The sequence below is a fragment of the Flavobacterium sp. XS2P24 genome (assembly GCF_030010285.1).
GTDB lineage: Bacteria > Bacteroidota > Bacteroidia > Flavobacteriales > Flavobacteriaceae > Flavobacterium > Flavobacterium algoritolerans.
On the sequence record NZ_JASCRU010000040.1, the window covers coordinates 1 to 19,528 of the forward strand.

Annotated in this window: 16 protein-coding genes and 1 pseudogene; 12 read left to right on the plus strand and 5 right to left on the minus strand. The window is 33.6% G+C overall.

Features of this window, described 5'->3' with window-relative positions:
• The 4 genes and pseudogenes from QLS31_RS15400 to QLS31_RS15415 form a co-directional block, all read left to right on the plus strand.
• Positions 1-97: pseudogene (locus QLS31_RS15400) on the plus strand (IS1595 family transposase); the annotation flags it as partial.
• Between the two features lie 207 nt (positions 98-304).
• A complete protein-coding gene (locus QLS31_RS15405; RefSeq protein ID WP_282744583.1) occupies positions 305-742 on the plus strand; it encodes a hypothetical protein in 438 nt (145 codons plus the stop codon).
• 183 nt (positions 743-925) lie between these two features.
• Complete coding sequence (locus QLS31_RS15410) at positions 926-2,701, plus strand: long-chain fatty acid--CoA ligase (RefSeq protein ID WP_282744585.1); 1,776 nt, start codon at positions 926-928, stop codon at positions 2,699-2,701.
• A gap of 22 nt (positions 2,702-2,723) precedes the next feature.
• Complete coding sequence (locus tag QLS31_RS15415) at positions 2,724-3,776, plus strand: proline iminopeptidase-family hydrolase (RefSeq protein ID WP_282744586.1); 1,053 nt, start codon at positions 2,724-2,726, stop codon at positions 3,774-3,776.
• A gap of 92 nt (positions 3,777-3,868) precedes the next feature.
• Here QLS31_RS15415 and QLS31_RS15420 read toward each other — a convergent pair whose 3' ends face one another.
• Positions 3,869-6,325 (minus strand): S8 family serine peptidase, encoded by a 2,457-nt coding sequence (locus tag QLS31_RS15420; RefSeq protein WP_282744587.1) that lies wholly within the window; start codon positions 6,323-6,325, stop codon positions 3,869-3,871.
• Positions 6,315-7,301 (minus strand): AAA family ATPase, encoded by a 987-nt coding sequence (locus tag QLS31_RS15425; protein ID WP_282744588.1) that lies wholly within the window; start codon positions 7,299-7,301, stop codon positions 6,315-6,317. Before QLS31_RS15425 ends, QLS31_RS15420 begins: the two co-directional genes overlap by 11 nt.
• Positions 7,302-7,762: 461 nt before the next feature.
• Here QLS31_RS15425 and QLS31_RS15430 point away from each other — a divergent pair, with 461 nt between their 5' ends.
• The 6 genes from QLS31_RS15430 to QLS31_RS15455 all read left to right on the plus strand — a co-directional run bounded on the left by QLS31_RS15430 (position 7,763) and on the right by QLS31_RS15455 (position 14,653).
• The gene (locus QLS31_RS15430) at positions 7,763-8,149 is read left to right on the plus strand and encodes a hypothetical protein (protein WP_282744589.1); all 387 of its coding nucleotides are present in this window, start codon (positions 7,763-7,765) and stop codon (positions 8,147-8,149) included.
• Positions 8,150-8,286: 137 nt separating this feature from the next.
• On the plus strand, positions 8,287-8,778 hold the full coding sequence (locus tag QLS31_RS15435; protein ID WP_099714882.1) for a MarR family transcriptional regulator: 492 nt from the start codon (positions 8,287-8,289) through the stop codon (positions 8,776-8,778).
• Positions 8,775-11,165 carry a 3-hydroxyacyl-CoA dehydrogenase/enoyl-CoA hydratase family protein gene (locus tag QLS31_RS15440; protein ID WP_282744590.1) on the plus strand — a complete coding sequence of 797 codons (2,391 nt, stop codon included), beginning with the start codon at positions 8,775-8,777 and terminating at the stop codon, positions 11,163-11,165. The genes QLS31_RS15435 and QLS31_RS15440 overlap by 4 nt, the downstream gene beginning before the upstream one ends.
• Positions 11,166-11,251: 86 nt before the next feature.
• Positions 11,252-12,433: an acetyl-CoA C-acyltransferase gene (locus QLS31_RS15445; RefSeq protein ID WP_282744591.1), complete on the plus strand. Its 1,182-nt coding sequence runs from the start codon at positions 11,252-11,254 to the stop codon at positions 12,431-12,433.
• A gap of 37 nt (positions 12,434-12,470) precedes the next feature.
• Positions 12,471-12,824 (plus strand): four helix bundle protein, encoded by a 354-nt coding sequence (locus QLS31_RS15450; protein WP_282744592.1) that lies wholly within the window; start codon positions 12,471-12,473, stop codon positions 12,822-12,824.
• A 38-nt stretch (positions 12,825-12,862) separates the two neighbouring features.
• Positions 12,863-14,653, plus strand: coding sequence for an acyl-CoA dehydrogenase family protein (locus QLS31_RS15455; protein WP_282744593.1), 1,791 nt, complete (start codon positions 12,863-12,865; stop codon positions 14,651-14,653).
• 91 nt (positions 14,654-14,744) lie between these two features.
• Here the strand turns inward: QLS31_RS15455 and QLS31_RS15460 are convergent, their stop codons facing one another.
• From QLS31_RS15460 to QLS31_RS15470, 3 genes are all read right to left on the minus strand, one after another.
• On the minus strand, positions 14,745-15,266 hold the full coding sequence (locus QLS31_RS15460; protein WP_282744594.1) for a DUF4251 domain-containing protein: 522 nt from the start codon (positions 15,264-15,266) through the stop codon (positions 14,745-14,747).
• A 98-nt stretch (positions 15,267-15,364) separates the two neighbouring features.
• The gene (locus QLS31_RS15465; RefSeq protein ID WP_282744595.1) at positions 15,365-15,796 is read right to left on the minus strand and encodes an META domain-containing protein; all 432 of its coding nucleotides are present in this window, start codon (positions 15,794-15,796) and stop codon (positions 15,365-15,367) included.
• Positions 15,797-15,938: 142 nt separating this feature from the next.
• On the minus strand, positions 15,939-16,856 hold the full coding sequence (locus QLS31_RS15470) for a YihY/virulence factor BrkB family protein (protein WP_099716301.1): 918 nt from the start codon (positions 16,854-16,856) through the stop codon (positions 15,939-15,941).
• 297 nt (positions 16,857-17,153) lie between these two features.
• Here QLS31_RS15470 and QLS31_RS15475 point away from each other — a divergent pair, with 297 nt between their 5' ends.
• The gene (locus tag QLS31_RS15475; protein WP_282744596.1) at positions 17,154-17,930 is read left to right on the plus strand and encodes a superoxide dismutase; all 777 of its coding nucleotides are present in this window, start codon (positions 17,154-17,156) and stop codon (positions 17,928-17,930) included.
• A 277-nt stretch (positions 17,931-18,207) separates the two neighbouring features.
• Complete coding sequence (locus QLS31_RS15480; protein WP_099714868.1) at positions 18,208-19,413, plus strand: LETM1-related biofilm-associated protein; 1,206 nt, start codon at positions 18,208-18,210, stop codon at positions 19,411-19,413.
• The last annotated feature ends 115 nt before the right edge of the window (positions 19,414-19,528 follow it).

The window sequence follows — 19,528 nt, forward strand, 5'->3', positions numbered from 1 at the left end:
ATTATACCTAAACGAGTTCGTTTACAAGCTTAACAGACGGTATTTTGAGGAAAAATTATTCGATAGGCTAGTAATAGCAAGTATTACAGGATTATGACTAAAAACGGACAATCAAATTTTATTTCAAATGAAGGTCTAAAAATAATTATGAGAGAATAATATCATTCGCTGATGAAGTTTTTACTGTCAAAAATGATTTAAAATAGGAACAACTCCGTTATCTACATTTTTATAGGTTATTATTTGCGCAAAAAAAATACGAATAGCTAGATTTACAGACAATCTGTATACTTAACCCTAATCTATGAAATCCCTTAATTTACTATTTTTCTCCCTGCTTCTATCTGTAACGCATTCTTATACTCAGAACGTTGAAAAAATAACCGCCAAAGACGGAATCCATTATATTACCACAAACATTGATTATCCTATAACGGGAACCTATCTTTTTGAAGGCCTTACAGAACCTATCGTACAATTAGACCCAGATGGTACCGGTATTTTTCAGGTATTGGATTTATCAAAAACCACTATCCTTTGGGGAATGGAATGTTTTGAAAATGGCACTCCGAAATACCAAAAAGGATTTAACTATGCGGTATACACGCTTTGGTACAAAAACAAAGACACAAGTTCAGAAATGGAAACCTCAGAAGATTGGACAAATGCCCATTTTTCTATCCATTTTCAAAAAAAGAAAATGTTCATCTTAGGAGACAGAAGCAAAGATTATGTAGAGTAATCTATTAATCCAAAATTCATATGGGATGAACATTTTAGCTTAAAATCAGTCTCTTAAACTTCATTTCAAGAAAACGTTTTCGTAAAATGGAATAATTCTGGTTTAATTTTCCATTTAATTTTTGAAAATTAATAATTATTATTAATTTTTATTTAATTTGCGAGTCAATTCAACATTCGAATAATGACTTCTATAACCAGACTTTTTGATTTTCCCTATTATCAACAAGATAAATATACTTCAATTCCAGATGCTTTAACAACTAAGCAAAATGGAGTTTGGATAAAAACTTCAACTCAAGAATACATCGCTAAAGCTAATGCAGTTTCGAGGGCGCTCTTGAAAATGAACGTTCAAAAAGACGATAAAATTGCCATTATTTCTACTAATAATAGAACCGAATGGAATATTATGGATATTGGTGTGTTGCAAACCGGCGCGCAAACCGTTCCTATTTACCCAACCATTTCCGAAGATGATTATGAATATATCCTGAATCATTCCGGTGCCATATATTGTTTTGTATCGGATGCCGAAGTACTGCGCAAAGTAAATTTGATTCGAAATAAAATTCCGAATGTAAAAGAAGTCTATTCGTTCAACGAAATTGAAGGTTGCAAAAACTGGAATGAATTATTAATTCATGGTGTAGACACAGGCAATCAAAGTGAAGTTGAAGACCGTAAAAACAATGTAAAAACAGAAGATTTAGCAACTATAATTTATACTTCGGGAACCACCGGAAAACCAAAAGGAGTTATGCTTTCGCATAAAAACATTGTCTCAAATGTGCTGGACAGTGCTTCCAGAATTCCTTTTGAAGCAGGAAAAAGCCGTGCATTGAGTTTCCTTCCTATTTGCCATATTTTCGAAAGAATGATTTTGTATTTATACCAATATTACGGAGTTTCGGTATATTTTGGGGAATCAATTGATAAAATTAGTGACAATCTAAAAGAAGTTAGACCAACTGTTATTACAGCTGTTCCAAGGCTTTTAGAAAAAGTATACGATAAAATTTACGCCAAAGGTACAGAGCTAACAGGTATCAAAAAGAGTTTATTCTTTTGGGCGATAGATTTAGGATTGCGTTATGAACCTTACGGTAAAAATGGTTTTTGGTATGAGTTCCAACTCAAAATTGCTCGCAAACTTATTTTTAGCAAATGGAAAGAAGGTTTGGGTGGCAATCTTGATTTAATGGTATCAGGTAGTGCCGCTTTACAACCGCGATTGGCTCGAATATTTGCTGCAGCAGAAATTCCAGTAATGGAAGGATATGGTTTAACCGAGACTTCTCCGGTAATATCCGTTAACGATATTAGAAATCATGGTTTCAAAGTGGGGACTGTGGGTAAAGTAATTGATAATGTCGAAGTGCTAATTGCAGAAGACGGTGAAATCCTTTGCAAAGGACCAAACGTAATGATGGGCTATTACAAAGATGAAAAACTAACTAATGAAGTAATTACTGACGGCTATTTCCACACTGGTGATATCGGAATTTTTGACGAAGAAGGATTCTTGAAAATTACAGATCGTAAAAAAGAAATGTTCAAAACCTCCGGAGGAAAATACATTGCGCCACAATTAATTGAAAATACAATGAAACAATCCCGTTTCATTGAACAAATAATGGTGATTGGTGACGGACAAAAAATGCCGGCAGCTTTCATTCAACCAAGTTTTGATTTTATTAAAGAATGGGGTGTTATCCATGGAATTGATGTTGGAAAAAGCAATGAAGAAATCGTCTCAAACGAGAAAGTTATTGCTCGAATTCAAGAAGAAATTGACAGCTTAAATGAAAAATTTGGAAATTGGGAGAAAATAAAACGTTTTGAATTGACACCGGATATTTGGTCTATTGAAGGAGGACAGCTTACTCCTACTCTAAAACTAAAACGAAAAATAGTGATGGAGAAATATATTGATTTGTTCCATAAAATCTACAATTAGCCTTTAATAAAACTGTTCCGTTATGAAACTAAAAGTCTTGATTTGCTCCGTTATAAGTGTGTTATTTTTTTCTAATTGTCAAGAAAAACCAAAGGAAGATTCCATAAAGGCAAATTATTTAGACTTTTCCAAACGGGACGACCAGCTGACTGGCGGTATTAAAATGATTCCAATTAAAACGCCTAAAGGCACTTTCAACGTTTGGACAAAACGAGTGGGCAACAATCCAAAAATAAAAGTGTTGCTCTTACACGGTGGGCCGGGATTGACGCACGAACTCTATGAATCTTTTGATGGGTATTTTCCAAACGAAAGCATTGAATACATCTATTACGACCAGTTGGGTTCGTATTACAGCGACCAACCCAATGACAATAGTTTGTGGACCAATGAACGTTTTGTGGAGGAAGTGGAGCAAGTACGTATCGCATTAGGCTTAGACAGTTCTAACTTTTACCTGATGGGACAATCTTGGGGCGGAATCCTCGCAATGGAATACGCTTTGAAATACCAAAAAAACCTGAAAGGCTTAATTATCTCCAATATGATGGCGAGTGCAGCGGAATATAACGCTTACGCAAAAGACGTGCTGGCACCGCAAATGGACCCTAAAATCCTAAAACAATTGCAGGATATTGAGAACAATAATGATTTTGATAATCCAAAATACAGTGAATTGCTTTTCAAACATTACTACACTGAACATATTTTGAGAATGCCACTGGAGAAATGGCCAGAATCCATCAACAGATGTTTCAAGCACATTAACCCTAATGTATATGTTTATATGCAAGGTCATAGTGAATTTGGTATCACCGGAAACGCTACACTTAAAAATTGGGATGTCAAAGCCAGACTAAAAACCCTGACGGTTCCTACCTTGAGTATTGGTTCTAAATACGACACGATGGATCCCGAACACATGAAATGGATTGCTAACGAAGTTCAAAACGGACGCTTTTTGTTTTGCCCTAACGGAAGCCATCTTTCGCAATACGATGACCCAAAAACCTATTTTCCGGGCGTAATCAAGTTCTTAAAAGATGTGGATAGCGGGGAGTTTAGAAAGTCTTAGAAAATTATTTATTATACAAAAAACCACGAATTGATGTTCGTGGTTTTGTATTATTATTAGTAGAAGGTATTAAATAAATCCTCCTTTAGATCTTAAACAGAAATAGGAACTTGATTCATTACTGGAGTATATAAATCAATATTATTTTCTTCAGTCTCTAAACTTATAATTAGACTATAACGAACTACTTCATTAAATTTATTCTGTCTTTTTAAATTTTTATACCATCCATTTTTTGGGAAAACAGCCAAAACATTTCTTTCAGACATTTCTTGCCCAGTTAATGTAATAAAATCTTTTCGAATTGATCCTTTCGAACCTAATTTAGTTCCTATATCCCATTTTACACCATCTCTCTTTGGTTTTGTATCATCTGTTTCATCTTCAGGTTTTGATATTCTTTTTTGAAATTCTACAGGAGTTTCATTTCTTTTGATTAATTCAAAATCTAATTGATGGGAATGATAAGAATAATGAGTGGCTAATCTTCTACTTCCTGGATTTGGCTCAATATAATAGCTTAATGTAATTATTAACTTTACAGACTTCTCTTCTAAACTTTCTAAAGCTTCTTTTGGCCATGGAAGGTCGAATAAATGATATTGATTATATTTCCCATCTGATTTTTCAACTTTATATGGTTGAATTTCTCTTTCCGCAATTAAAGTCAGTGAATTTTCAACACTAAACTTTGCTTTTTGAATACTCGGTACACCATAACCAACAGTTCTCAAAAGATTTCTTTTATCCTTTGCATTTCTTTTCATTGCATCAGTCCAATCAGCAGAATGAACCATCAAACCTCTTATTGTTTCAACCCAATAACTTGGATACATTGTTCTTAATTCAGCTGCCATTTTTGATGCCAAAGCTGCTGCTGCGCTAGTGTCTCCAAAAGATATAAAAATATCATTTGCAAAATCTGCATCGGTTGTCAAGAGTCTTAATTCCGAATGGTCTGAAGTTAAAATTCCATCTGTAGATCTATTTCCTCCTTCAAAAACTAAATCAGGTTTATTTGGCCAACTATTATCAAATAGAAGTGAGGTTGAGTTACTTGGTGCCATAGCACCATTTTCAGCCAATGGTTTATACCCAGTTGAAATATCTATTTTATCTTTTCTTGTATAAGTACCAATCGTAAGAGCATTATAGGCTTGTGCTGGATCATTGATACATTCTGTTTCATTTAAAAATGGATATTCTTCATGCTTATTTATCTCAACATTGCCTCCACTTACAATAAATAATTGCTGTCCTAATTCTTTACCAAAACAAATTTTATCAATTATAGCTGAACTTGAAGAAGGTCTCCCTTTAAAAACATTATTTCTCAAAATAGTCAAACAATAAACTCTTAAATTATTTGGTTTATTGATTGATGGAATACTAACTGCGTTTTCAAATTTTGGAGCATCAAATTTCTCATCTTCTTGAATATTTTTAAATATTTTAAACGACTCTAAACCGTGATAAATTTGAATATTTTCTGAAGAACTTAATACATCTGTTAAATCCCCATATAAAGCTAAACCTGCAACCCCAGTGCCATGACCTCCATTAGGATAACTATCTTGAAAACCCCAAGACTCATTATATGAATGTAAATTATCATCAAAAACAAAGTTTTCTAATAATGGATGTTTATTATTTATGCCAGTATCTAATAAGCAAATTAATACGCTATTATCATCAAAATTATTTTCTGTTCTTTCTTTTAAATCGTTTAACCATTCTCTTTTATCTTCAAAAGATTCTATAAAGTTTGCAACTTCTTGTGGCTGTCTTAACTCTGCTAAATTATCAAGTAGTAATAATGAATTCGAAAGTTGCTCTGAAGTCCCTTTTATAACCTTAACAATATATTCTGCTAATTCAATTTGAGATTGACCAATTTGACAACCAATAATTTCTAAATTATTATAAACACTCTTTAATTTTGCAATGTAATCGTCCGATTTACGAAACCAAACTTCCCACCAAATATTTTCATTCTCGTTTGGAAATGGATAATATAAACCATCAACCCAAAAAGATTTTAGACTAGCAATTTTTAAATCGTTAATATTGTTAAGTAACTTTTTGTTTTTAGGCTCTCCAGTATCAATTTTTTCTTTTGTCTTCCTATCTGTTTTAATATTATTTTTCGATAGATAATCTTCAATTTTCTTAATAAAACCTGATATATCACCTTCACAAGCTAAAACAACTAGAGAATATTTATATTCTTCTATACTTTCGACTAATCTTATTTCCTCATTAATATTTAATAATTGAAAACCACTTTTATCAAAAGAGTCAAAAGACAATTTATAACCCCAATCTGAAGTAAATTCAATATAAACAGAATCATCCTTTATTAGAGAAGGGTCAGTTTCTGAATTATCAAATTTTTCTTTGATTTCATTTATTTTTTGAAGCAGATTATTCCCATGAATATACCTGTCATTGGGCTTTTCAATATATTTACTACCTCTTCCTAGTACGGTTGTTTTAAATATATCTGTAGTAGTTTTTCCTTCAAATTTAATATGTGGTTTATTTTTCATTTACAACATTTCTCAACTTTAATAAATTTTTCAATGTTGCTAATTCCAGCTTATTCAAATCATTTAAAATCATCTCTTTAATAATATCATTACATATTCTAACAATTTCAGAATAGTTTAAACCAAAAGCTAATTTTGAAAGGATTTTATAATCAACTTTTGTAGAAAAAGAATATGCTTTTGTATGTTTTTTTATTATTTGAATTATATGGTTTTCGTCTGGTAAAGGATACTCTAAAATTTCGTCAAATCTTCTAAAAAGAGCTTTATCTAAAGATTCAGGCAAATTAGTTGCAGCAATTATAATGCTGTTACTTTGGTCTTTTTCAATATTAATTAAGAAGGAGTTTAAAACTCTTTTTACCTCTCCAATATCTTGATTTTGATTTCTATGAGAACCTATAGAATCAAACTCATCAAAAAGATAGACTGCTCTTTGGTCATTCATTGCATCAAAAATCAATCTAAGTTTGGCAATAGATTCTCCTAAATATTTAGACATCAATCCATCTAATCTTATTATAAAAACAGTTATACCTAATTCACCTGCAATTGCTTGTGCTGTCATTGTTTTCCCTGTTCCAGGCGCTCCTGTCAATAATAATTTACGTTTTGGTTCCAAATTATGAGATTTCAAAATCTGCCACTTTTCTTGTTCTTTAATAACTTTGTAAAGTGTATTCTTTATATTTTCATCTAGTACCATATCACTTAAATTAATTTTTGGTTGAAAAACCTCAATTAATTCTTGTAACTCTCTTTTTGGTAAATTTAATGGAAGTGCTTTTTGCTGAATTACATTTATAGACCTTTCTTTTTTTGCTTGGTCAATTAATTTCTTTAGCTCTTGAGCAAATGTAGTATGCCCCTGCTTTGCTTCGGTAGCAGCTATTTGCAAAGCGATTGAAAAGAAACGACTTTCATCATCATCTCCAAAAGACTTAATCAAGGATTTTATTTGGTCTGCTGCTGCCATTTCTATTTTTTATTGAACAAAAATATGATAAATCATTTGAATATTCTAAAGCTCTAAGCAATCATTCCTTAAAAAAATAATTGCTCATATATTATATCGATAAAACAACTAAATTATTTTTACCATTCCTATCAAATATGGTCGCCTTTATTTCCTCAAAAATAACTATAATAAACTACTTACAATTACGTAAATCTATAATCCCACCAATTTAACTACAAATCACAATTACTTCTTCTCAGCAGTTTTCGCGTAAGGGATGGAAGTGGCATCCTTTTATGGAGTGGTAGCGTAATAAAAGATATAACGTACAGCCCGACCCGTAGGGATACGCCCAAGAAACAAATATTTAACTCGTTTAAATTACCTAAAATTTCATATTCAATTGTTTTTTAACACTTTATCTGTTATTTTGTTATTTTTTAATACCTTTATTGTATTAACCAATAAAACCAAACATTATGAATGTAAAAAACTTTTTAGTTTCGGGCATTGTAGGTGGTATCGTCGAATTTCTATTAGGATGGTTGTTTTACGGAATTCTATTTAAAAACTCATTCCCTACTAATGGAAATGAAAACATGCTATTCATATTTTTAGGATGCATGACTTTTGGATTTTTCGTCTCTTACATTTTTACGAAATGGGCAGGAATTTCGAATGTAGCGACAGGTTTAAAAGCCGGTGCCGTTATTGGATTATTCATGTCCCTATACAGTAATTTCTTTATGAATTCTATGACAGCTGAAGTCAATTATCAAACTATGGGGTTAGATGTTGCAATCACTGTTGTTATGGCCGCATTAGTAGGCGCAGTAATTGCTCTGGTTAATGGCAAACTAAAATAAAATATAAAAACACACCAGTAAACTCCTCATTTTATGGGGAGTTTTTTAGTTTAAATAAAAAATCACAAAAAAATATTTCAATATATTATGCATGCATAGTATTTTTTTTATTATATTTGAAATCGATATAGTTACTTATGAAAGATAAAACGATAGATTATATTTTACGTGCTACCTGGCAAGCAGTAGCCAGAATGTACAATGAAGAAGCTTCAAAATACGATGCGAGCATGGCAACAGGTTTTGCTTTGTTGAGTATTGATAAAGAAGGTGGGACGCCATCCACTTCTTTGGGGCCAAAAATGGGAATGGAAGCCACCAGCTTGACCAGAACCTTAAAATCTATGGAGGAAAAAGGATTAATCATCCGAAAGAAAAATCCTGAAGATGGCCGTGGCGTATTGATTTACCTGACTGATTTTGGTAAAGAAAAAAGAGAATTATCTAAGAATACGGTGCTAAAATTCAATGAAACCGTAAAACAACATATCTCTGAGGAGAAGCTGCAACATTTTATTGAAGTGGCCGAAACCATCAACGAATTAATTCTAGACAAAAATATATTTAATCACACGAACGCCAGCGAACTGGCGGAGCAAACTGAAAAAACAAATACAAACGAAGTATGAAGCGCACAATTAAAAAAGTTGCAGTAATAGGATCCGGAATTATGGGTTCAGGAATTGCCTGCCATTTTGCCAACATTGGAGTTGAAGTGTTACTGTTGGACATTGTTCCAAGAGAACTTACTGAAGCAGAAGCTAAAAAAGGCCTCACTTTAGAAAGCAAAATTGTAAGAAACCGATTGGTGAACGAGCATTTAGCCAATTCATTAAAATCGAAACCATCACCCATTTACAATCAGAAATTTGCCAGCAGAATCACTACGGGAAATACTACTGATGATATGGCAAAAATTGCCAATGTAGATTGGATTATTGAAGTTGTGGTGGAACGTTTGGACATCAAAAAAATGGTTTTTGAGCAAATTGAAAAATTTAGAAAACCGGGAACTTTGGTAACTTCAAACACATCGGGAATTCCGATTCACTTTATGAGTGAAGGACGAAGCGACGATTTCCAAAAGCATTTCTGTGGAACTCACTTTTTTAACCCTGCGCGTTATTTAAAATTATTCGAAATCATTCCTGGTCCACAAACAGCTACGGAAGTTTTGGACTTCCTTACTATATATGGAGAGAAATTCTTGGGTAAAACTTCGGTTGTTGCCAAAGATACTCCGGCATTTATTGGGAATAGAGTTGGAATTTACGGGATTCAGAGTTTGTTTCATTTGGTAAAAGAATTGGGACTTACGATTGAAGAAGTAGATAAATTGACTGGGCCGGTTATTGGAAGACCAAAATCGGCTACTTTCAGAACTGTTGACGTTGTTGGATTGGATACTTTGGTACATGTTGCCAATGGAATCTATGAAAACTGCCCGAATGACGAACAACACGAGTTGTTTAAATTACCGGATTTCGTCAACAAAATGATGGAAAACAAATGGTTGGGTAGCAAAACCGGTCAAGGTTTTTATAAAAAAGTAGACAAGGATATTTTGTCTTTGGATTTAGATACTTTAGAATACCGTCCGGCTAAAAGAGCTTCTTTTGCCACTTTGGAACTGACAAAAACGATTGATAAACCAATTGACCGTTTTAAAGTTTTGGTAAAAGGAAAAGACAAAGCAGGAGAATTCTACAGAAAAAGTTTTGCGGGAATGTTTGCTTACGTTTCGAACAGAATTCCTGAAATCTCAGATGAATTATATAAAATTGACGATGCGATGAAAGCCGGTTTTGGATGGGAAAATGGTCCTTTCGAAATTTGGGATGCCATTGGTGTTGCAAAAGGAATTGAAATAATGAAAGCGGAAGGTCTTGAACCAGCTGCTTGGGTAAATGACATGTTGGCTTCTGGAAGTTCTAGTTTTTATTCTATTAAAGAAGGAGCAACTTTTTTCTACAATATCCCTACAAAATCACAAACTAAAGTTCCGGGTCAGGATTCATTTATAATCCTGAATAACATTCGCGAAAGCAAAAAAGTGTGGAGCAATAGCGGAGCGATTATACAAGATTTAGGAGATGGAATCTTGAATTTAGAATTCCAATCTAAAATGAATACGATTGGTGGTGATGTTTTAGTCGCTATCAATAAAGCGATTGATTTATCTGAAAAAGAATACCAAGGTCTGGTTATTGGAAATCAAGCAGCGAATTTCTCTGTTGGAGCCAATATCGGAATGATTTTCATGATGGCAGTCGAGCAAGAATATGATGAGTTGAATATGGCTATCAAAATGTTCCAAGACACGATGATGCGCGTGCGTTATTCTGGAATTCCAGTTGTGGTTGCGCCACACGGAATGACTTTTGGCGGTGGTTGCGAAATGAGTTTGCATGCCGACAAAGTTGTTGCTGCAGCGGAAACGTATATGGGATTAGTGGAATTTGGTGTTGGAGTAATTCCCGGCGGTGGCGGATCGAAAGAAATGGCATTGCGTGCAGCGGATTTATTCCATAAAAATGATGTGGAGTTGAACGTATTGCAAGAATATTTCTTGACTATCGCTATGGCAAAAGTGTCTACTTCTGGTTATGAAGCTTTTGATACCGGACTTTTACAACACGGAAAAGATATCATTGTGGTGAACAAAGACCGTCAAATTGCTGAAGCGAAGAAACACGCTTTACTAATGGCAGAAGCCGGTTACACACAACCGATTCGCAGAAGCGATGTGAAAGTTCTTGGAAAGCAAGCTCTTGGAATGTTCTTAGTAGGAACGGACCAAATGGAAGCCGGAAAATACATCTCGGAACACGACAAGAAAATCGCTAACAAATTAGCGTATGTTATGGCTGGTGGTGATTTATCAGAACCAACTTTAGTAACCGAACAATATTTATTGGATTTAGAACGTGAAGCTTTCTTGTCATTATGTACAGAAAGAAAAACATTAGAAAGAATTCAGTTTATGTTGACCAAAGGAAAACCGCTAAGAAATTAATTTTAATTATAAATTATGAATTATAAATTATAAATTATGAATGAGCTTCATTTAAAATTTACAATTCAAAATTCAAAATAATAGTCATGAAAACAGCCTATATAGTAAAAGCATACAGAACAGCCGTGGGTAAAGCCCCAAAAGGTGTGTTTAGATTTAAACGTCCTGATGAATTGGCGGCAGAAACGATTCAGTTTATGATGAATGAGCTGCCTGATTTCGACAAAAAACGTATTGATGACGTGATGGTAGGAAATGCGATGCCGGAAGCGGAACAAGGGTTAAACGTGGGACGATTAATCTCTTTGATGGGATTGAAAATCGAAGATGTTCCGGGTGTAACCGTAAACCGTTATTGTGCGTCAGGATTAGAAACAATTGGTATGGCAACAGCCAAAATCCAATCTGGAATGGCGGATTGTATCATCGCTGGTGGTGCCGAAAGCATGAGTTTTATTCCGATGGGAGGTTACAAGCCGACTCCGGATTATGCTGTTGCAAAAGCGGGTAACGAAGATTATTATTGGGGAATGGGATTAACTGCGGAAGCGGTTGCCAAACAATTCAATGTATCTCGTGCCGACCAAGATGAATTTGCGTACCAATCGCATATGAAAGCCCTTAAAGCGCAAGCCGAAGGTAAGTTTGACAAACAAATTGTTCCTATTACCGTAGAACAAACGTTTATCAACGAGAACGGTAAAAAAGAAACAAAATCATACGTAGTAAATAAAGATGAAGGTCCTAGAGCAGGAACTTCTGTGGAAGCTTTGGCAGGTTTAAGACCGGTTTTTGAAGCGAATGGAAGTGTAACTGCAGGAAACTCCTCTCAAATGAGTGATGGAGCTGCTTTTGTTCTAATCATGAGTGAAGAAATGGTAAAAGAATTGAACCTTACTCCTATTGCTCGTTTGGTAAACTTTGCTTCAGCAGGAGTTGAACCAAGAATCATGGGAATTGGACCAGTAAAAGCAATTCCAAAGGCTTTGAAACAAGCAGGATTAACATTGAATGATATTGATTTAATAGAACTTAACGAAGCTTTTGCGTCACAAGCATTGGCGGTTACACGTGAGTTAAACCTAAATCCTGATATCATCAATGTCAATGGTGGAGCGATTGCATTAGGTCACCCACTGGGTTGTACTGGAGCAAAATTGTCTGTTCAATTATTCGACGAAATGGAACGCAGAGGAAGCAAATACGGAATTGTAAGTATGTGTGTGGGAACTGGACAAGGAAGTGCAGGGATTTATGAGTTGCTTTAAGCTATTTTAAATGATGAATTTTAAATTTTAAATGATTATGAAAGAAAATATAATTGCTACAAAAACATTTGATTTTGCATTGTCGATTGTAAATCTTTTCACTCAGCTTAAAAAGGAAAATGAATTCATTATTTCGAAACAAATACTAAGGTCAGCAACAAGTATTGGTGCTAATGTTGAAGAAGCAATAGCAGCTCAATCAAGAAAAGATTTCATTCATAAAATGGCAATAGCTTCTAAAGAATCGAGAGAAACAAAATATTGGTTGCGTTTACTAGACAAATCAAACCTAACAACAATTTCGGTGTCAAATTATTTAATTGAAATTGAGCACATAATAAACATAATAACAAAAATTATTAAAACTTCTCAGGAAGACAATACCAAATAATTTAAAATTTATAATTCAAAATTTAAAATAATAAAGTCATGAGCGACAAAACTAGAGGAGGTCAATTCCTGGTAAAAGAAACAAAATGCGAAGATATCTTCACTCCAGAAGATTTTTCGGAAGAGCAATTAATGATGCGTGACTCTGTAAAAGAGTTTGTGGACAAAGAAATTTGGCCAAATAAAAATCGTTTTGAAAGTAAAGATTACGCATTTACAGAAGAAAGTATGCGTAAAGCTGGTGAACTTGGACTTCTTGGAGTTGCTGTTCCTGAAGCTTATGGTGGATTAGGAATGGGATTTGTTTCCACAATGCTTGTTTGTGATTATATTTCGGGAGCAACGGGATCCTTCTCAACTGCTTTTGGAGCACACACCGGAATTGGAACAATGCCAATCACTTTGTACGGAACAGAAGAACAAAAACAAAAATACGTTCCTAAATTAGCTTCTGGCGAATGGTTTGGTGCCTATTGTTTGACAGAACCAGGCGCAGGATCTGATGCCAATTCTGGAAAAACAAAAGCAGTTTTATCTGAAGATGGAACGCATTATAAAATCACAGGACAAAAAATGTGGATTTCGAATGCTGGATTTTGCTCTGTATTTATCGTTTTTGCACGTATTGGTGATGATAAAAACATTACAGGTTTCATCTTAGAAAACACCGCTGATAACGGAATTTCTATGGGTGAAGAAGAGCATAAATTAGGGATTCGCGCATCTTCTACGCGTCAGGTTTTCTTCAGTGAAACGAAAGTTCCTGTTGAAAACATGCTGTCAGAAAGAGGAAACGGTTTCAAAATAGCAATGAATGCTTTGAACGTAGGTCGTATCAAATTAGCAGCAGCTTGCTTAGACGCTCAAAGAAGAGTGATTGCAAGTTCTGTACAATATGCTAATGAAAGAATCCAGTTTAACACTCCAATCTCTCAGTTTGGTGCCATTCGTGCAAAATTAGCAGAAATGGCAACGAGCTGTTATGCCGGAGAAAGTGCTTCTTACAGAGCAGCAAAAGATATTGAAGATAGAATTATAGCTCGCGAAGGAGAAGGATCTTCTCATCAAGAAGCAGAGCTAAAAGGAGTTGAAGAATATGCTATTGAATGTTCTATTCTTAAAGTGGCCGTTTCTGAAGATGTTCAAAACTGTGCCGATGAAGGAATTCAAATCTTTGGTGGAATGGGATTCTCTGAAGACACTCCGATGGAAAGTGCTTGGAGAGATGCCCGAATTGCTCGTATCTACGAAGGAACAAATGAAATCAACAGAATGCTATCTGTAGGAATGTTGATTAAAAAAGCAATGAAAGGACATGTTGATTTACTTGGACCTGCATCAAAAGTACAAGAAGAATTAATGGGAATTCCATCATTTGAAACTCCTGATTATTCTGAGTTATTTGCAGAGGAAAAAGAAATGATTGGCAAATTGAAAAAAGCATTCTTAATGGTTGCTGGTGGAGCTGTTCAAAAATACGGTCCGGATTTAGATTCTCACCAACAATTATTGATGGCAGCTTCTGATATTTTGATTGAAATCTATATGGCTGAAAGTACTATTCTTAGAACTGAAAAATTAGCGAAAAAAGAAGGCGAAGCCAAAGTGCAAGAGCAAATTGCAATGGCAAAATTATACTTATACAAAGCGGTAGATATCGTTACTCAAAAAGGAAAAGAAAGTGTAATCTCTTTTGCTGAAGGTGATGAACAACGCATGATGTTAATGGGATTACGTCGTTTTACAAAATACACGAACATGCCAAATATTGTAGGATTAAGAGAAATAATCACTTCAAAATTAGTGGCTGAAAATGAATATTGTTTTTAATTAGAAGATAGTTTTTAGTAATTTTATTTGTTAAAAAAACCGCCTTGTTCCTGAAAACAAGACGGTTTTTTTTATTGCTTCCGTAGTTAAACTACTTCGCTTCTATTTTCTCAATTGCTGTAATATCGCCATTATATGAAATCGTACTACGGTTATTGGAACTAATGGAAAGTGTCGCACTGCCCTCAAAGAAAACAGAAAGCAACAACGTATAGGTATCCTTCTCTCCTCTGACAACTGCTTTTATCTGATAGGATTTTTTACCTTTCTCGACGCTAAATTCTCTAGGCGTTCCTTCAAAATGTAATCCTACATCACTTCCATAACCAACTCCACTAAATGCTCTGCCAAAAAAAGGCATCTCGCTCTTGATATTATCAGGACGAAATTGTACATAATTAGGATTCGTAGTCAAATCCATTGTTCTAAATCCCTGAGGCAAAGCTGTTCTGCCAACAAAAACAAACTCTTTAGAATCAACCAAAGCCGCTGTTTGTTTTTGCTTCTCTATTTTGCGCTCTTCTCTTAATTGTTTCTTACTTTTTTCCTGACTGTAACCAGCAGCCATTATAAGTGACAGAAAAATCACTGAAATTGTTCGTTTTATTTTCATGACATTCATTTTTAATGTTTTGACAGTAATGTTTCAAAAACCAATATTAAATATATGCTAATAGGTTCTGAAAAGCAGATTAAACTAAAACTCTGAATTTATTTTTTCTCAAAACGCATCATAGCGATATCGCCCATGATAAAATTTAAAGTTTTTCCATCTTCTGAAATGGAGTAAGAATCAATTTTCTCTAAAGTTGATAAGTACACACTTTCACCTTGACCATCAAGACACATCATTCTGGTTACCGCCATTGGCTCTTTGAAACTGATTGTATTTCCATTAACACTTAATTTTCCCGTGTAATTGTTACAACTGGTATTTCCTGAAAAACGATTTTCTTTCAAGTCAAAGATAATAGTTGGTTTTTTATTTGGGTACAATCCATTAAAAGCTATTCTTGGTCCTGTAACATAATTCAATTCCCAAGTTCCTTCAAGTGAAGCTGTTTTGCCTGTGATTGTTTTAACCGAATTGCAAGAAATAAATGCTAAACATATAACCGTAAGCGACAGAATTATTTTTCTCATGTGATCCATTTTTGATTTTTATATTTTTTTCTATAGTGCAAAAACATTGCCAATGTATCGTTTTTCAAAAAAAATTACAAAAAAAAGAGTCTTACAAAACTATCTTTTAAATCCTTCAAACCTTAAAATCAGAAATATAAATTTAACTCTTTTTCACCTCTACAACTTCTACCTTAATTGCGACAGCATACCCATTTGGAATAATTTTATTTCCATGCGCATTAGCATATACTTTAGTGAATTCAGCACCAAAATATAGGATTATTGCCGAATAATACACCCAAATCAAAATGATGATAATAGAACCCGCTGCTCCGTAAACAGTTGCAACAGTTGAACTTCCTAAATAAAATCCAATGGCAAACTTACCAAACATAAAGAAAAACGAAGTGAAACTGGAACCTATCAAAGCATCTTTCCAGTCTATATTTCCATCAGGCAACGTTTTGAAAATAATTGAAAACAGAATTGTAGTCGTTGCAAATAAAATTAATACATTGAAAATATAAAATATATAAACCGTAGTATCAGGAAAGTAAACAAGCAATCGCGTGTTAATAACATCCATCACGGTATTAACCATCAAACTCACCATCAGCAAAAAACCAACAGAAGCAATCATCGAAAATGACATTAGTCTATTTTTAATAAATTTCATGACTCCTTTATTGGGTTTTGCTTTTAAACCCCAGATAAAGTTGATGGAACTTTGTATTTCGGCAAACACACCTGATGCGCCTATAAGTAACATAATCCCTCCAAAAACAGCCGCAAATGTATTGCTATCCGACAATTCAATATTCTTAATTGTTTCTTGAATTTGGATTGCAGCTTCATTCCCAACCATCCCATTAATTTGTCCAAAGAATCTTCCTGTGACCGCTTCTCTTCCAAAAAAAAAGCTGAAAATTGACAAAATAATAATTAACAATGGAGGCAACGAAAAAATCGTATAATAGGACAATGAGGCACTTAATTTTATGGCATTGTCATCATCAAATTCCTGATAGGTACGCTTCAGTAAACTCCAACTTGTCAAGGCTATTTCTTTATGTTTCATTTTTATATTTTTATATTCTTTCAAACGAAAAAATTTAGATATTCTGATTTTCATTTATTTACAAAAAACAGAATCCCTTTTTAAGGCTATCCGATTTGAGTGTGTTCCCAAAATTACAAAGATATTTTATATAAATCTGAAATGAAATTTACATAATTCCTATACATTTAAGGTGTTTCAAATATGTTGTAAACAAAAAACTAACCAAATTTTAAGTCTTTATTAACCCATCCCTATGTTTTAATGTTTAAATTTATGTCCTACTTTAATAACCTTTTTAGGATAAATTTTCAACCTATGGAAAATAATAATACACGAAGAAATTTTTTAAAACAAACAGCAATACTTTCGACAGGAACAATCATTGGTTCTAGCTTATTTAATACTGCTTTTGCATCTGAAAACCCTTTAAAATTAGAAAATCAAATATCTGAATTAGACACTCTCGATTTTCAAGGAAACTATAGCCTTCCAAAATTACCTTACGCTTACGATGCTTTAGAGCCTCATATTGATAAAATGACCATGGAAATTCACTATAGCAAACACCATCAAGCTTATGTGACAAACTTGAACAAGGCGATTGAAATTTTGGATAAAAACTTAGTTGAACATTCTAAATCACTGGAAAACATATTCGGAAAAATGTCGAAATTTCCAGAAGCGATTCGCAATAATGGTGGCGGACATTACAATCACAGTTTGTTTTGGAGTTTAATGAAACCAAATGGCGGTGGTACTCCAAAAGGGAAATTAGGCGACGCTATAACTGCTACTTTTGGTTCTTTTGATGAATTTAAAAAACAATTCAGTGATGCTTCCATGAAACGATTTGGTTCCGGTTGGGCATGGCTAGTAGTTCAAGATGGCAAATTAGTTATCGGTTCAACACCAAATCAAGACAATCCATTGATGAGTTTGCGTGGTAAAGGATTAAAAGGAAAACCCGTTTTAGCTTTAGACGTTTGGGAACATGCTTATTATCTAAAAAATCAAAACCGCAGAGCTGATTATGTTGCTTCTTTTTGGAATGTAGTCAATTGGGATGCCGCTGAAGCTTTATTCAATTCTTAGATACCAATAGAAGCCCTGTTTTAATAGTAATTCAGTGCTTCTTTTATATAGACCCCTCTTGCATCAAAATCCTATTTTTATTAATATCCATTGTCAATCATTGCAATGGAAATACGGTTTGATTCTGAGTGTTTTTCATCAAAAATTATAACAATTAAATTTATCTTGTTTAAAACTAAAAAAACAATACTAATTAATTGTAGTATCTGTGTTAAACTAAAAAGCACCGTTAAAACTACCGCAAAAAAGTATAGCTTTGTACCTTCAAATTAAAGCAATGATTAACCCTTCGGCATCAGGTTGGATAGATAAATTTTTTATTGAACAAAAAATTTCAGAGAAAACGGTTTCTAAAACTACGGATACATTTTATCAAAAAGTTAGAGAAACAGGATTTATTTATGGCCATATAATCACATTTGATACCGTAAATACAATTGAAACCAAAGGTTGGTTTAAAGAAGAGATTTCTAAAGTTGCACTATTAAATACTTTATACGGTGTTTTTTGCTTGACCAATGACGAAATCAGTTCCGAGAATTTCATTAAACAAACAGTTACGTTTTACAATCAAATGAATCCACAAGGTTTCAATTTGTTTAAAAAAATACTGCCTAAAAATTCCCTTTCCTTAACGCTGGAAAAAATAATTGATGAGCGTGTCCAAACAAACGATAGTATCATCAGTAAAAATTTCTCCCATTTGGTAACCAATGCGTTGCTTTTTATAGATGTTTTGGCTTTTCGCCAATACTTAATACATGGCGAAATTCCGGAAAAATACCTAAAGAAAATTGAAGAGACAATTGTAAATATTGTGACACTCGCTTTAAAAATTAAATCTAAAAAATCACAATACGATGATTTATTGATAAAACTTTTTGAAGCTTCCATACGCTACAGTAAATTTTCCCGAATCTCTGTACAAAGTCTGGAAACACTGCAATTGGATTATTTTACGAATGAATTAGAACAATATTATTTGATAGATATTGCCGGAATGGCTTTATGGAGTGATGGCAAAATAGAGAATAATGAGGCTTACTTTTTGCATTCATTAGCTGAAACAGTATCGGTTTCAGATGATTTTGTAAAGCAAAGCATAGAGAGCACCGATGCGTTTATAACGAAACATAAAAAAGAAATACCGTATTTCAACTATTCAAATCCTGTCAAACATTTTTACGATCAAACGACTCAAAGTGTTGTTACGCTCATAAGCCGTAATAAAAACAGATTGATAAAGGAAATTGTGCAAAGCAAAGAGTTAATGGTATTATTAGCCTATTCTACTCGAAGAGATTTGGACGAAAAAGAAAAGAAAAAAGTCAAAAAACAACTGTTGGAAATTTGTAAAACCGTTCCTTCGTTGACCATATTTTTACTTCCAGGAGGTAGTTTATTGTTGCCTATTTTAATCAAATTCATCCCTACTTTATTACCATCTGCATTTAATGAAAATCTGGATCTGGATAACGAATAAAAAAAGCCTCACAATGAACATGCCCCAAAAAGTTAGACACTATTTGGGGCATTTTTATGGAAAAAAAAGTAAAGTATGATTATGCATTTAAGTTAGAATGTGTAGAATTAGTTTT